The organism is Streptomyces sp. NPDC006739, assembly GCF_042869815.1.
Classification (GTDB): Bacteria; Actinomycetota; Actinomycetes; order Streptomycetales; family Streptomycetaceae; genus Streptomyces.
On the sequence record NZ_JBIAGM010000010.1, the window covers coordinates 1 to 15,444 of the forward strand.

Genomic DNA, 15,444 nt, shown 5'->3' on the forward strand with positions numbered 1-15,444 from the left:
CCGGCGCGGGCTCGCGTGGGGGCGACTGGAGCGGTCGGCCATGCCGCTCTCGCCGAACTGACGGTAGCGGTCGGCCCACCGCTGGGCCGTGGTCGGCGAGACCTGGAAGCGTTCGGCGGCACGGCGCAGGGTCCAGCCGCCGTCGACGACACAGCGGGCCAGACGCAGCCGTCCGGTCTCGGTCAGGGGTGCATTACGGTGGGGCACGAGGGCCTTTCTGTTGGTGTAGACGTCGCAATCCACACCGAACCGGAAGGCCCTCACCTGTTCAAGATCCCTCAGCCGAGACCTGGCTCACCTGTCCACAACCTCCCCGGACAGAACATCTAGCGTTTGGGTGTTTGGGCAGGTCAGAGGAATGATGGCCCCGATCGGGTCAGCAGCGGGCGCGGGAGCGTCCCAACTTGCTGACCTGACGGCTGCCATGACGGGGGACCTGGACACAGGTGCCCTGGCTCCCGCTCGGGAGGTTCGCTGCGTGACTCGACAACTCGTCCGCGGCATGAGGCACTGAGCGAGTGGGCTGCGTTCGGGACCGAAGCGGCGCGCCTTATGGATGCCGATTGCCCCCTCTGGCCGCTACCGCGACCTCGCCCGCCCCGGTGTCCTTCGCGTCCACTGCGCCGGCGCCATGGGCTTCGGCTTCGGCACCGTCGCTATTTCCGACACCGAGACCGAAGCCGCACCGCCCAGGGCGCCGGTTTGCCGCGTCACATGGGGGCTGCACGCATAGGCCATGATGCGCTCAGCGCCCACTGAGTGAGATGTCCGAGGGATTGACGGGCGGCGCCCGACCCCTACGTACGGCAGGGCGCCCCGTATCCGCCATGCCGCCGCCTCCCAGCAGCAATACTGGATGCATGGACACGACGATCACCGCCTCCCGCGCCGAGGTGCTGCGGCACCGCTACCGCAGCCGACTGCCCGAGCGCTTGCAGCAGCTGGCCGGCCCCGTCGAGGGCAACGTGGACCTGCCGCTCCACATCGTCTGGTCCGGGCGGACGAGCTACAGCCTGGACCGCCCGAAGTCCCGCATGACGCTCTACCGGACCGTCCTCGCCGAAGGACTGGGTGAGGACCTGGTGGCCCTCCTGCACCACCGGCTGCTCACTGAGCAGTGGCCCGTGCTGCGGCGCTTGATCAGTCCCTACATCCGCGAGGTCTGGGAGGACGCCTTCCCCGAGCTGCTCCGCACCGCTCCGGCCGACACGACCGCCGCGTGAAGCTCACTCCGCTCCACGAGCGTCTCCTCGCCGACATCCTCGACCTCGGCTCCCCCTACCCTCTGGTCCTCACCGGCGGATACGCCGTGCAGGCTCACGGCCTGGTCGAACGCTTCAGCCGTGACCTAGACGTCGCCACCGAGAACCCCGCTCCGATGCAGGAGATCGTCGCCTCACTCACAGCAGGCCTCAGCGCGCGCGGTTGGCGGACCACGCACGTCCAGACCGATCCGCTCAGCGGCCGGTTCCTCGTCACCGATCCGGACACCGGCGAGGAGTGCGAGGTCGACGTCCTCAAGGAGGCGTTCTGGGCTCCGCCTGCCCAGACCCCCTACGGCCCCGTTCTTCCCTCGATGACGTGATTGGCACAAAGGTCCGTGCCCTCGCCGACCGCGGCACCGTCCGCGACCTCATCGACGTCCAGGCTGCCTCCCGCCACCGCTCCACCGCCGACCTCGAATCCCTGGGCCGCCGTCGCGCCCACGACGAGTTCAGCCTCGAAGACCTCCGGGACCGGCTCATCGGTGCGGACTGGTACGAGGATGAGGACTACACGGCGTACGGGCTCACCTCCCGGCAGATCGAAGAACTCAAGGCGTGGGCGCTGGAGTGGGTGGAGGATCTGGGTGCGCGGATTGATGACGAGAACGCCTGAGAGGCGGTCACGCGTCCATCCCCTCTACGCCGTTGCAACGAGAGGATGCGGTGCAGCCAGCAGGTTCCAACCCGGAGCCGTCCACGGTGGTGGCTGCCCTGCACGGCGGATGTGCAGGTAGGCCGAGCGATACCCCGCGGTGAACTCACGGCGAAACCGGGCTTCGGTAACGCCGGTCTGTGCCGAAGGCGGCGATCAGCCGGAAGCTCGGGCTGCACCAGGCCACGGTCCGCAAACTGGTCAACGCCCGTTCCGCCGACGATGTCGTGATCACCGTACAGACCCGCTCCCGGGCAGCGAGTCGTCCTGTGACCCGCGTGAACCTGATGTCGCGTCAGGTAAGTCAGCATCTGGTCAGTAACAGTCCCCGACCATCCTCAAGGGCGCGCCGAACAGGCACCTCATCGGTGGCCTCACAACAACCTGGTTGGCGCTGGAAGTACAGGCATGGAGCCTGCTTGCAGAGTGAAGCGATGTTCCTCACAATCATCGACTTCGACGCGTGCCCGTGTACAGTGAAGACCGCCTTTGACCTGCACAAAGCAGGCAGGGAGCCGTCTTCCAGGAGTCCAACGTGCTGCGTACTCTGTTCAAGTCCAAGATCTAGCGTTTGGGCGTTTCCGCAGGTCAGAGCCCTGATCGCTGCCTCCGGGTCAGCAAAAGGTCAGCATCGGGCCGGAAGGTGTCCGGCTTGCTGACCTGCTCCCTCGGCAGGGGCTTGCTGCGCCGCCCGGCGCCTTGCTCGGAAGGCTTGATTCGTGGCTCGACAGCTCGCCCGTGGGATGGGGTCCTTCTTCAAGGAGTGCGGTTGTTCCAGGCCGACCCGTTGCCCGCACCCGTACACGATTCGGTTCCGGGACGCTCTCGGCAAGCAGCGTGAAGAGGCCGGCTACGACACGCAGGACGACGCGATCGAGCGCCTTACGCAGATCTACGCGGAGAAAAAGAAGACGGCGCCGTCCGTTGCCGAGGCTCGCCGGGAACTCGGTCAGCAGACGGTCGCGAAATACGCGAAGCAGTGGCGGCCGCGGCAGCGGAGGATGACGGAGTACTCCACGGGCTGGCACATCGACAGCTCCATCAACGTGCACATCATCCCCCGTCTCGGATCGAGAAGGCTGAACTCGGTCACGCCGATCGTGGTCGAGCGCTTCTTGGACGAGTTGGAGACCGACGGGGTGGGCCGCGGAAACCAGGTGAACATCTTCCGCGTCCTCAAGGCCATCCTGCGGGACGCTTATGGCAAGGGAGCCATGGCGGATGACCCTGTAAAGGGCGTTCAGGAACCGGAGTACGTCCGCCAGAAGGTGGTCATCCCGCCCCTCGACTACGTGAAAACGGCGCTGACCGTCGCGGATCACATCCTTGCGCTCGAGATCGTCATGATGGTGGGCTGCGGCTTGCGAAACGGGGAAGCCCGGGCGGTGAACATCAACAATGTCGTGGCGGACGACGTCTATCGAGTGCACGAGCAGATCCACTCCAACACGCACAAGCCGGCGAAGCTCAAACACCGCAAGGCGGGGGAGTTCCGGGAGGTTCCCCTTCCGCGCTCGGTGCGGGAAGCGATGGAGCGGTTTGAGGAGAAGCACGGCACAACGAAGGATGGCTATCTCCTGCGCGGCCCGAGCGGCTACTACACGGAACCGATGGAACGCCGCCGTGTGCAGAAGCTCTTCAAGGTCCTCCCCGCGGAGGACGGTGTCGGCATGTATGGCTTCCGGCACTACTTCGCCTCGAACGCGCTCGGGAACGGAATACCGATCACCGACGTGGCGGAATGGATGGGGCACAAGTCCATTGAGGAGACGTATCGGACCTACCGGCACCTGATGCCTGGGAGCATCGCGAAGGCGGCTCGCATTTTGGATGCAGGCTTGTGGGAAGCGGCTTGATTCGGTGCTGAGATCAGCAGGTTCTTCGTCTGCTGGTGGTGCAGGCGCCAAGCGTCGCTGAGCTGTGTAAAACGTGTCCACGTGTGGTTCGTTGGAGCCGCCGGCCCGGGAATGGTCCGGATCTTGCCCTCGGCGAGACGAGCCTGGTCATTTGTCGACGCCGCACCCCTCGGCTCGTGGACTACTCCAAGCGGATGTGTTGGCCCGCCCCGTCTACGGCCCGGTGGGCATGTGCGGGCTGCGGAGCACGGGCAGGGTGATCTCGCTGGGGCGGAATGGCGGGCCCCAGAAGCCGTGAGGCGGCTGGTGTAGAGGAGGGTGTGGGGGCTGCGGTGGCTGAGGCCGGCGAGGGCGGGCTGGTCGATGCGGACCAGGTGGTGGAAGGGCCACATCTGGCCGCCGTGGGTCTGACCGGAGAGTTGGAGGTCGATGCCGGCGGCTACCGCCCGGTCCACGAACTTGGGCTGGTGTGCCACGAGCAGGACAGGCAGGTCGGGGTCGGCGCCGTTCAAGGCTCCGGCGAGGTGGGCGCGGTGGCCGGCGAGGCCGGAGGACTCGGCGGTGACGTCGTCCACGCCGGCGACCACGAGGGTGTCGCCTCCGCGCTCGACCAGCAGATGGCGGTTGCGCAGCGGCTCCCAGCCCAACTCGTCCACCAGATCGACTCAGCCCTGTGCCTCGGCTGTAGTACTCGTGGTTGCCGGTGACGTTTACACGAGCCCGGGTCGCGCGCACGGTACGAGCGGGGCGGCCTGCGCGCGGCGACGTGCGGCCGTGCCGTCCGCGATGTCGCCAGTGTGGCAGACCAGGTCGGCTTCCAGAGCGTTCACGGTCTCGCATACCCGTGCCGACCAGCGGGCTCGGTCGAGTAGGCCGTAGTAGGTGTCGGTGATGAGGACGACGCAGGGGCCGTCCAGCGCGAGTGCTTTGCCTGCAACCGTCCCGAGGGCGCTTCTGCGCGGAGGGTGAGGCCACTCTACCGAACTGACGTGACACCACATGCCCAGCGGACGCCGCGACGATCCTGTTCTGCCTGTGCTGCGCCGAGGCATTCCGGGCCACGGCCCGTTCGAGGGATAGACGCACCTTCCCGGTTCAGAGCGGTGGCTGGGCCGAACAGCCGCGCGGGCAGGAAGTGACTCGTCCCGCCTCACCGCAGGTGCCGCAGGCGGGACAGACGGACTGGCCGGTGCGCTCTGCAGACCAGCACGGAACCGCCAGGAGAACCCCACCGGCACGGCGATCGAGGTCGGGTTCGGGAGCACCGGTAGCGGCAAGGCCGTCCGGATTGAGCAACGGGAAGGTGTCGCCACAGGCCAGGCAGCGACGGAGCTCCCACCTGGTACGGCACGAGGTGCAGGACGCTGCGAACAGGCCGTCCTCACGGGGCTCGAAGACCGTCTGGCGCTGAGGTCCGGTCTTGGCGCACACCGGGCACACTTCGAGCAGTTCGGTCTTGGCGGCCGCCTCTTCCAACGCCGCACACAGGACACGCAATCCCCGGGTCTCGTGCTCGGTTGCCCGGCCACTGCCGTGCCGCCTGAGGGTCTGTTTCAGTCGAGCGGGGAGACGCTCCAACTCGGTCTGGCTCGGGGCGCGTACGACCGCGACACCGTCGGGCCGGGGTTCGAGCCAGCCGCAGCCCGCCAGAGCGGAGCGATTGCCTGCGGGCACGGGCACGGTGTGGGGGTAGTCGCGCGCGTCGGCACCCAGTGTCGCCCATTGGACGGCCCGCAGCAGGCGGCTGACGCTGAAAATGTCCAGAGGGGACAGAGGAGCGACGTCGACATGCCGCTCGGGCGCGTCGCCGTCGCGGCGACCGATCCGATAGGAGGCCCGGACGACGTCAGGCTCAGCGTCCTGCCGTGCTTGAAGCAGCCCTGGATAGACGATCAGGTCGTTGTCGCACACGGCGCTCGGCCGGTCACGGCGGGACTCCGTGATCGCCGCAGCGACCGAGGAGGCGTCGGGAGCCGTGCACAGGTCGGTCGCGATCGGTACGACGCGGAGCACCTGCCGCGTGCGCCAGTGAAGGACGAAGTCGCCCGTCCGGGACCAGGTGACCGTCAGCAGTTCGCCTCGCATGCGGAAACGGGTGGAGCAGCCGGGGGAAGGGACCGGCTGGCCGGCTTCCGGGACGGCCTGGAGCAGCTTGCAGGCGAGCAGCAGAAGGAGGCCGGTGAAACGCTCGAAGGCGCCGAGGACCTCCTGTCGCCGACGGGTCGTTTCGGCTTCTCCGAGACGCGGGGTCTCGATCGCGGTACAGGCTTGCCAGAGCAGAGCCACCCTGCGGTAGTGCGGATCACTGCTCAGCAGGTTCGTCGGATGCAGTTCGCGCGGCGGTGCGGAGCGGTGGTCGACCGCGCGTGCCAGCGGCGAGCCCAGCATCAACTCCACCGTCATGAGGGAGGATTCCAGTGCCCGTCGGCGTACCTCCGCGGCTGCCTGATGTCGACCGGATTCCTCGATGTTCCTGAACAGTTTGGCTAGGTCTCGTCGGGCCCGCCAAGAAGTTTCCTGCGAGGGCATGAGCAGGCCGTGCACATCGTCCACCATCCTGCTCAGGTCCCTGAGCTTGGCGATGCGCTTCTGCAGATGCGACCGCATCACGTTGAGGACGGCGATCGCGACCCGGTTCTCGTAGATGTCGGCGTTTTCCTCACTGCGCCGGGCCAGCAGACGGCTGGGCCGGACACCGGCGAGCGTATGCGAGGCCCAGTCCTCGGGGTGGGCGGCCAGACGTGCCGTCGCGCCTGCGGCGATCGAGCGCACCTGGGACGTCGGCAGGACTTCCTCCACCGTACGCAGGCGCGTGTACGGGCGGTGGCATACCGTGCGCAGCGCACCGGACTCCCGCTCGAAGACGTCCTCCACCGTCAAGGCTTCCGTCTCATCGGTGACGTCGAGGATGATCGGCGGCATGGCCAGCCAGTCGTCGAGCGTAGCGGCCTCCTCGGCGAGACGGGCAGACACCGCAAGGAGATGGCGGACGAGGAGAGAGCCGAGTTCCGGCTCGGCCGCTTCCCGGCTCATCGCCGACCGCGCGAGCGGATTTCGTCGTCCAGCAGTCGTTGTGTTGCCGTCGGCTCGTGAGCGCTGTCGAAGTGTGTCAGGCTTTCGACAAGGTCGGTCCGCAGTGTGTCGAGGGTGTCAGCATGGATGTCGTATCGCCCCCGGACGGAGCGCAGGATGCGTGTGGCCAGCAGGTGGTCCAGCGCTTCCCCCGGGCTGCCTCCGGCGGCGACCACGACTGGTGTGAACTCCTTGATCTGTAGCTCGAGCCGGTTGCCCCAGCCGATGCGCAGCTCATCCGCGAAGCGCCTGCGCCAGAGGGTGTCGAGAAAATCGATGATGCCGTCGGCCTGTGTGCCGTAGGTGGCCTGCGCCTCGCCGAAAGCCTGGCTGATACGTCCGAGTCCGAGGGGCTGCGCCGGTGCGCACGGCGTCACCGGCAGCTCCGGGTGCTGCCAGGGCAGTTCCAGGACGAAGGCCCGGTCGTAGGTCTTGTCGGCGAAGCCGACGGTCGTTTCGTCATGGTTGGCCGTCCCGATGAACCAGACGTTTTCCGGAATGGCGAGGTGCGTTCCGTCGATGATCAGGTCGGCGGGGTTTCCGACCGGTGCTGTGGTCAGCGTCAGTCTGGGTCGGTCCTTGATGGCGAGGGCCGACAGCACTCCGCTGAAGTACTGTTCGGGATGGGAGAGGTTCATCTCGTCCAGGACGATGAAGAAGGGCCGGTCCTTGAAGGCGGGGCACTGAGCGCGGTACAGGGCTTTGGTGAACTCCGATTCATAGAAGACCCGGTCGAAGCTGTTGTAGTAACCCATGAGGTCCTGCGGATCGCGCCAGCCGGCCTGGACGGGAACCACGGCGACACTGGTGTCACTGCCGAAGGCGCCGGCCAGCGCCCGGGCCAGGCCGGTCTTGCCGATGCCGCTGATGCCCTGGAACAGATGGAGACGGCTCATCGCCATGCCCGCCAGAACTAGGCGCAGGTCCGACAGGCGATAGGAAAGGCCGGCCTTCTGCCGGATGACCGCCTGCATCTGGCGCACCAGATCGGGCATGCCCGGCATGGGCGCATCGGAAGGCAGGGGTGTGCCGAACTCCCGGTCCATGCGTGCGCAGGCCGGGAACACGTGACCGTCCTTGCCGGCCTGGGCTGTGGCGTTGAGTTTGGCTGCTTCCTCGTTGAGGAGCTGTTGCAGTTGGCCGTTGGCGGCACTCAACCAGTTGTTGATCTCCAGGTAGTTCTGGCGCTCGTTGACCGCGATACGGTCACGTTGCAGAGCGGACTCCAGTTCTCCGCGCTCCCGCACCAGTTCCTCGTTGTCGGCGATGAGTTGCGTGACTTGCTGCCGCAGTTGCTCGAGCATGCGCGCGTCCGCCCGTGGCGCCGTGGCGCTCTCCTCCAGCAGGCGGGCGTTCTCGGCGCGGAGTTCGGTAAGGCGCTCGACGACCTGCTCCAAGGTCATGCCGCCCAGGGACGCCAGAGCGCTTTCGTACTCGTTGAGCCGAGCGCCCAGGCGCTCGTTGCCCTCGGCCAGGGCAGCCGCCTTCTGCCGGTACTCCTCCAGTTGCTGGACCAGCTGGCCGGTGCGGCTCGTCAGCTCGCCCTCGAACCGTTCCGCCCGGCTGGCCTGCTGTTCCTTGAGCGCGGCTTTGAGGTGGACGATGTCCTCGCGTTCGTCCTCCAGCCGGATCTGCGCGGAACGCAGGTCCCTCTCGCGCTGGGTCAGTTCGCTTTCCCTCTGGTCCAGGACCGTCTGCGCCTCGGCCAGGCGACTCTGCTCCTCGGTCCACCTCGCATGCCGGGCCCGGCGTTCGCTGTCGAGGGCGTCCACGGCCGTCTGCCGCTGCTCCGCCAGCCAGCTCTCCAGCTCACGGCCGGCTGCCAGACGACGTTCGGCGAATTGCGCTTCCGCCGATCGCTCACGGTCGGAAAGATCACGCTCCCTGCGGTCGAGGAGCTCCGTGCGCGTGGCCAGGGCGGCGCGTTCGTCCTGCACCGAAGCCGCGTCCTCTGCCTGGCGGGCAGCCGCGGCAGCGAGCTCCTCCCGCTCTGCCTGAAGCCGCTCTGCCTGTACCGTTAGGGCGTTCGCCGCGTCTTCCTGGCGCTTGGCGAGAGCGCGGTAGAGCTGCCACGCGTGTTCCAGGCCGGAGTGCGTGTCGACGGTCTTGTCACCCGCCGCCAGGACCACCTGCGCCTCGCTCGCCACCTGCTGTATTTCCGTCAGCAGCGCGACGGTTTCGTTGCTCCCCGAAGTGGTGCTGGGCGCCACAGGAGCTGGCTGACGCACACGGGTGGTCTCGCTGCGCTGGGAAGCGGCAGCCTGCTGGCCCGGCCACACCACTCCCTTACCTTTCTGACGCGATCGCGTCTGCCTCTTCCCCATGGCGTCAGTTCACCTTCTCGCTGTCCGTGGATCGGCCACCACTCAGACCGAGCAAGTGGCGGGCTGCTTCGTACGCGAGGGTCCGGATGTGCTCAAGCTCGTCCGGGGCCGGGGCACCGGTCGGTCCGTGGGTCGCGTTGTTGCGCAGTATTCGTGACCGGTCGAGATCCTCTAGGAGTGTGGGGCGTCGCCGGATGAACGTGACGAACGGATGTTGCGGATTCTCTCCGGCCGCCCAGACCGCCTTGATGATGTCTCCGGCCAGCCCGCTGGCCGGTGCTTTGCAGTATCTGCGCATCTCCGGCGGCACAGAGGCGGCGCCCAGGCGCTGGGCGGTCAGGACGAATGCGCGCTCCCGTACCCCTGGCTCCCTGGAGGGCGGCAGCCGGGCGGGGAAGCGGTCGTTGAGCCCGGGAAGTATGCACTCGAAGACACGGATCGCATTGCGTGCGGCGTTCTCGCGTTCCCGCGCACTGTCCTTGAGAAGCGCCAACTCGATGTCTGCGAGGTGAGCCAGCACCTCAGGGTGGTCCCGGATCTCCTCGCCGAGCATGCGTACGACGTCGGCGCGGGCCTCCTCGGCGAGCTCCTGGTCGACCCTGCGCGCGGTGGCAGTCCGGTCGCGGCGGCTCCCGCCGAGCAAACCGTCGATCAGCCGGCCCAAAGGCTCGTCGCTTTCGGCACGGGCCATTAGGAGATCCGCCACGTAGCGCCCGTCACCCACCGCGAACGGATCCTCGACGGTCCACATACGCCCGGACCCGTCGTCGTCCTCAACGACGTAACACACCACGTAGGCGGCGATCGCCGTGCCATGGAAGCCGATCCGCCGAGCCGCCACCACGCCGTCGGGCGTACCGCGGGAACCACCACGAAGCCCACGAGCAGCCAGGTCGTGGCTTTTGCAGGCTTCCAGCACATCTCGCTCCGACGGGCGCAACGAGGAACCGCCGGCCCGAAGCGTCAGCGCGCCAACCTCTCTGGAGGCACCGGCGGTGCCGAACTGAATGGTGACCCAGCGGCCGCGATGCTCCCGCACATCGGCTCGTACCGGATCGGCGACCAAAATACGAGGCAGCAGCACCCCGGTGGCCGGATCCTGGAACATCCGGACGAGCTGGGGATCCGTCTCCGCCACCTCTCCCTCGGCCACGGTACGCCGCCCCGCCTCGGTCAGCTTCAGCCCGGGTTCCATCAGCCGCCCCTCCACAAGCCGGGCGATCACCGTGCGGCACAGGGCGGTGTCCAGGCCGATGAGCCGGGACAGGTCGCCAACGTCTCGCACTCCGGCGGCGCACAAACGCAGCACCACGGTCTGGAAGACGTCCAGTGTGCGGGAGTAGCCGGTCGGCGCCGTCACCTGGTGAACCCACACGGGCAGCAGAACGGGCCGATACCGCTTCCGGGGCGGAAAGGCCAGCTGGAAGACGGGCGTCTCACGGTCGAACGACACGGCCGTCCGCCCCCTTCCGACACAGCTCCAGGAACGCGGCCAGGGGCGCGATCACCTGGGGACTGCCAGGCCCGAACATGTCGTCGTCACCCACGACGGCGAGCAGCCGCTGCTGACGGCTCATCGCCACGCACAGTCGGTTGGCGACGGTGAGGTGTCCGTAGGCGCGCTTGACATCGGTTCGCGCGGCCGGTGCGCAGCTGCGCACGGTGGACAGATAGGTGACGGAGAATTCCATGCCCTGGAAGGCGTCTACGGTGCCGACTCGTAACCGGTCGAGCGGTGCGCCGTCCTCGTCACGGCACAGCCGGGGCACGGGGCGCCATCCGCCCGCATCGGTGAACTCGGCGAGCCCGGCCTTCTTCAGTTCCTTCCACACCTCGGTGACCTGCGCGGCGTAGAACGAGATGACGCCGAACGTCATGTTCGGATGCCGCTCGATCAGCGCGGCGATCTCCGCCGCGATGACAGCGGCTTCAGCGTGCCGCGTGCGGCTCGTTCCCCGTTGCGTTTCGCCGCCCGCGGACAGGGGCACGGGAAGCCACACCGCGGGGACCTCACCGTAGCGGTCGATTCCGTGGGTGAAGTCGGGCGCTTCGCGGCCGTTGCGCAGTTTCCCCTGGTAGAAGTTGTCGCTGACGAAGCTGCCGAGCACCGGGTGCATGCGGAACTGGGTGTCGAGACGGACGAACCGGCGATGTCCGTCGGACGAACCGTGCTCCCACTGCCGTGCCAATCGCTGGAAGAGGCTTTCCTGTAGCCGGTCGCGGACGTCCTCGCCGAGCGAGCCCAGCTCGCGCTCCACGTCGGGTTCCAGCATGTGGGGGAGCTGGGCGTGATCGCCGACCAGCACGATCCGACGGCGGGCCTGAGCGAGGGGGATGAGGAGATCCAGCGGGTTGGCCCGGGCAGCCTCGTCGACGACGACCGACTCGAAGCCCCCGTCTTGACGGCCGAGATCGACCATGGCTTTGGATACGGCCTGTTGGCAGGTCGAGGCCAGTGAGACGGTGTAGGCGCGGAGGGCGTCGTCGACGCCTTCCGGATCGCTGCGCAGGTCGTCCCGGTAATCGAGCAGTGCCGCGGCTATGGCGTCGGGTGACCGGGTCACCGCTTCCGCGAGTTGTGCTGCGAACCGGTCGAGGAGGTCGGCGATCGCGGGATTGGCCACGGTGACTTCTGGCAGCCGAACGCGCGCGGTGAGACGGTCGAGCAGGGTGTCGCGCAACGTGGCGAGAGAGCCAAGGAGTTCACGCTCTGGTGAAGCGGTTCTGGCCGCTGTACGCAGCGACTCCTGGTAGGAGATGCCGTCGAAGAGCGGAGAGTCGGTGAGGTCGAGCCGTGTCAGCAGTGCTCGAGCCGTGCGGGGCCCGTCGTCCTCGAACCCGGTCACCGTGCAGCGCAGCGACCGGATGTAGGGGAGGAGGTCCGAGCGCAGGTCGGGGTCGGCCGTGGCGGCGGCCCGAGTGCGATTCCTCTCGGCTCCGTCTCTGAGGCTGCGGAGCTCGCCGACCAGTGAGGGGTCGGATATGTCTCCGAGCTGGGTGAGTACTTGGTCGAGGAATTGGGGCAGGAACTCGGGCGGTACGGGTGCCGCCCTGTAGGTGGCGGCCAGTTCGGCGGCTGCTCGCCGAGCAGCGAGATGCTCTCCCACCGGGCGCTCACGTAGCCGCAGGTCGGCGGCGCGGGCAGCGTCGATGCGCCAGGTGTCCAGCGCGACCTTGCTGCCCCGGCCGCGGGAGTCCACCTTGAGCGGCGGCAGCCCGAAGACCCAGCCTCGCGTGACCAGATGGTCCACCGCCGCGTGCTGGAAACTCGTCAACAGGGTGCTGCCGGCCACCTCTCCGCCCTGGGCGAGATCACCCAGTTGATTGACCAGAGCGGCGATCACCTGCGTTTTGCCCGTGCCAGGCGGTCCTTGGATGATCGCGACATCGGGGGTGTTGAGCGCGGTGAGCACCGCCTCCCGCTGGGCCGGCGTCGGGCCGTGGGGAGCGAAGCAGCTGAGCGCGGAAGGAGAGATCTTCGTGATCCGGCGTCGTGCTGGCTGAGGCCAGGAACCCCCCTCCAGCAGCGTCGGTAGCGCGGGAATGTGTGCCCCGTCGGTGCGCAGCTTCTGCATGGCTTGCTCGCGCCGGTCGAGACGGCGCTGATCGCCGCGGTGTGCCAGGTAGAGCCAGCCTTGGGGCGGCGGGTCCTTCTGGTCGTTGAGGGTCGCGGCGAGTCTCAGGGTCTCGGTGACGCTGTCATACCCGAGCGGTTCGCCGATCCAGGCACGTACCTTCTGCGCCCGGGAAGCGACCAGCCACTCCCGGTCGGTCATCGCGGAGTCTGTCACGGAGGCCGGAACGTCTGTTGCTGCCTCGATCTCTACGCGTTCGGCAGCTGTCGTGTTCTCCAGGGCCGCTCGCGTCCGCGGCAGTGCCCGGTCGAGGTCCACCGTGAACACGCAGCGGCCATCGGACTCGACCTTGACCTTGGTGTAGCGGATGATCCCGAAATCGCGAATCCGGCCTCTGATGTGGCGGGCCTCCAGCTCTTGGTACCTGTCCCACATGGCCAGGTAACCGTTCTGGTTGGCCACCAGGTCGAGGCCCCGCTGTATTCTCTCCCGGTCTCGCTGTCTGGCGGTCATGTCGCGGAAGTCGATCGACCCGACGGCCAGTGCCTTCTGGCCGGCGCCGCGCTGATCGTGGACCGAGCTGAGCAGGCGCACAATGCGGTAGCCGGCGCTGTTTTTCTCGACGTCGGCCATGAGCCCTGGTCCGTGCACCCGGAAGCCGACCGCAAAGCCACCAGCTGGTCCGGCTGAGACCACCATGCGCCTGGCGTCGGCCGGCGCCCCGGGGCGGGGTTCCAGGAAGAGCTCTCGCCTCATGAACTCCATGACGGCCCCGACGTTGGCGGTGTCCGCGCGGTCCGCGTACTTGGTGGCGTCCTCCACGACGGCGTCGTCGACGTCGAGCAGCAGGCCGGTGCTGAGCGGCACAGCGAGTCCTACGGCGGGGGCATAGATGTGCACGCGCAAGGTGAAGGGTTCGCCAGCCGGCGACGCGGGCGGATGCGGACTACCGGTGCGGCGCCGGGGCGGTGCGGCGGGCGCAGGCGGCTTCGGCCGCGCCGGATGCGCAGTGACCGTCACACAACTGCTACCGGCTGCCTCGACTTCGTCGAGCCTCCGTTCGTCCTCGGGACTCGCCGGCTTGACCCCGAACGTGGCGAAGTCAGTGACCAGGTCGAGTTGGCCTGTGGGGCGACGGTAGAGGCGGACCTCGCTGCCATCGGGAATGATCCGGTCGACGAACTCCTGCGGCACTCGGCGCCAGAGGAAGGACACGAAGACCGGCTCTCCCGGCATACGGGCGGGCATGACCGGCCCCCTGGGGCGAACGCTCACCTGCTCGCCTCCACAGCCATCAGACGTACCCAGCGGTGGATCGCACCCTGTCTCCCGAAGTGAATCGTCCAGCCACGGCCGTCGACAGGCACGGTTGCCTGGCTTCCCTGACCGATCTCCTGCCATGGCCGTCCGTCTTGACGGTCCAGCCAGAGGTTGTCGCGGGAGAGGTTCAGCACGGTGGCGTCCTGGCTGTGAAGCCGCAGCCGCGCGACTACCGCGTCAGGTCGATCCGGGGCGGGTGAGGTGTGCCGGGCGGTCAGAGTCGTCTCGCCGCCGGGACGCAGTGCGGTGAAGTCGGGCAGAGGAACCTCCGAGAGCTGGACACCAGGGGTGTCGTCAGTGCTCCCCGATCGGTCCTGCGGCTCGGTACCCACCGGACCGGTCAGTCCGTGGCGCAGCACCCAGACACGGTCGCGGGGCCTCCGGCAGGCGAGGCAGGAGGGTGCGGAGGCACGGTAGGTCCATCCGCACTCCGGGCACTCGACGGTCTGTCCCGCAGCGGAGTGCAGTGCCGCGGCCCACCGGGCAGCCGACGGCCGGAGGATGGGATTGGCCACGGCGTCCACGAAGCACTGTGAGGCCACGTCCCACAGTTGACCGGACAGGAGTTCCTGCCGTGGTGTGATGCCCAGAGTGCACTCATTGGTGCGGTCGGTGGGGTGGTCGATCCATGGCAGGCGGAACCGGTCTGCGTACTCCTCTTGGTAGGCGGGGTCGGAGTCCAGCACCTCGTCGCCCCGGAACGGGTGACTTGCCGTGAGGGTCTCGAAGATCAGCACGCCGAGTGCGTGTGCGTCGGCCAGTGTGGTGGCTCCGCTGCGACCCGACACGATTTCAGGCGCCCCGTATCCGGGGGTGTGTACCGGCGCGGATCCGACGGTCGAGGCCAGACCGAGGTTGTCCACGTCGATGAGACGGACTTCCTGTTGCTCGACAGCGGCGGAAATCAGCACGTTGGAGGGGGACAGGTCCTGGTACACGATGGCACGGGCGTGGAGCCGGGCGACGGCGTCCGCAAGTTTGGCCAGCAGCCGCAGTCGGCGTTCCAGACCCCCGGTGCGCACATACCAGGCTGCCAGGTCCTCCTCGTCGGGGACGCACAAGGTGTCCAACGAAACCATCTCGTCGGCCAGTTCCATGACATAACCGAGCTTCGGCGGGGCGAGCAGGGCGAGCACGCCGGCCAGCGGGACACCGTCCAACGGAAGGCGCTGGATGCGGCGCAGCCGAACGTGTACAGCCTCTGCTGCTTCCTGAGTCGGAGCAGTGATCATTTTGACGGCGGTTCGTCCGCCTCGGGCCAGCCATACCTCGCCCTGGCCGCCGGCTCCGATCGAGTGGGACAGTGACCACAGTTGGTGGTACTCGTCCTCGACGGGCCGCAGCAGGCCGCCGAGATCCCAGCGCGATGCCACGGGGGTG

8 protein-coding genes and 2 pseudogenes are annotated in these 15,444 nt (G+C 67.8%); 3 read left to right on the top strand and 7 right to left on the bottom strand.

Going from position 1 to position 15,444, the window contains the following annotated elements:
- Positions 1-207, bottom strand: a 207-nt coding sequence (locus ACFYMM_RS20730; protein WP_388388556.1) for a helix-turn-helix domain-containing protein, incomplete at its 3' end; no start/stop codon positions are given.
- A gap of 653 nt (positions 208-860) precedes the next feature.
- Between ACFYMM_RS20730 and ACFYMM_RS20735 the strand changes: the two genes are divergently transcribed.
- The 3 genes and pseudogenes from ACFYMM_RS20735 to ACFYMM_RS20745 all read left to right on the top strand — a co-directional run bounded on the left by ACFYMM_RS20735 (position 861) and on the right by ACFYMM_RS20745 (position 3,773).
- Positions 861-1,223, top strand: coding sequence for a hypothetical protein (locus ACFYMM_RS20735; protein WP_388388558.1), 363 nt, complete (start codon positions 861-863; stop codon positions 1,221-1,223).
- Positions 1,220-1,878, top strand: a pseudogene (locus ACFYMM_RS20740) (nucleotidyl transferase AbiEii/AbiGii toxin family protein). Before ACFYMM_RS20735 ends, ACFYMM_RS20740 begins: the two are co-directional and overlap by 4 nt.
- A 758-nt stretch (positions 1,879-2,636) precedes the next feature.
- Positions 2,637-3,773, top strand: a complete 1,137-nt coding sequence (locus ACFYMM_RS20745; RefSeq protein ID WP_388388560.1) for a tyrosine-type recombinase/integrase — start codon at positions 2,637-2,639, stop codon at positions 3,771-3,773.
- Positions 3,774-3,986: 213 nt separating this feature from the next.
- Here the strand turns inward: ACFYMM_RS20745 and ACFYMM_RS20750 are convergent.
- From ACFYMM_RS20750 to ACFYMM_RS20775, 6 genes and pseudogenes are all read right to left on the bottom strand, one after another.
- Positions 3,987-4,690: pseudogene (locus tag ACFYMM_RS20750) on the bottom strand (metallophosphoesterase); the annotation flags it as partial.
- A gap of 178 nt (positions 4,691-4,868) precedes the next feature.
- Positions 4,869-6,806: a DUF2357 domain-containing protein gene (locus tag ACFYMM_RS20755; RefSeq protein WP_283968631.1), complete on the bottom strand. Its 1,938-nt coding sequence runs from the start codon at positions 6,804-6,806 to the stop codon at positions 4,869-4,871.
- Positions 6,803-9,055 carry a hypothetical protein gene (locus ACFYMM_RS20760; protein ID WP_388388562.1) on the bottom strand — a complete coding sequence of 751 codons (2,253 nt, stop codon included), beginning with the start codon at positions 9,053-9,055 and terminating at the stop codon, positions 6,803-6,805. Before ACFYMM_RS20760 ends, ACFYMM_RS20755 begins: the two co-directional genes overlap by 4 nt.
- A 118-nt stretch (positions 9,056-9,173) precedes the next feature.
- On the bottom strand, positions 9,174-10,622 hold the full coding sequence (locus ACFYMM_RS20765) for a hypothetical protein (protein WP_388388564.1): 1,449 nt from the start codon (positions 10,620-10,622) through the stop codon (positions 9,174-9,176).
- Positions 10,606-13,611, bottom strand: coding sequence for a DEAD/DEAH box helicase (locus tag ACFYMM_RS20770; RefSeq protein ID WP_388388566.1), 3,006 nt, complete (start codon positions 13,609-13,611; stop codon positions 10,606-10,608). The genes ACFYMM_RS20765 and ACFYMM_RS20770 overlap by 17 nt, the downstream gene beginning before the upstream one ends.
- Before the next feature lie 404 nt (positions 13,612-14,015).
- Positions 14,016-15,437 (bottom strand): protein kinase, encoded by a 1,422-nt coding sequence (locus tag ACFYMM_RS20775; protein WP_388388568.1) that lies wholly within the window; start codon positions 15,435-15,437, stop codon positions 14,016-14,018.
- Between the last annotated feature and the right edge of the window lie 7 nt (positions 15,438-15,444).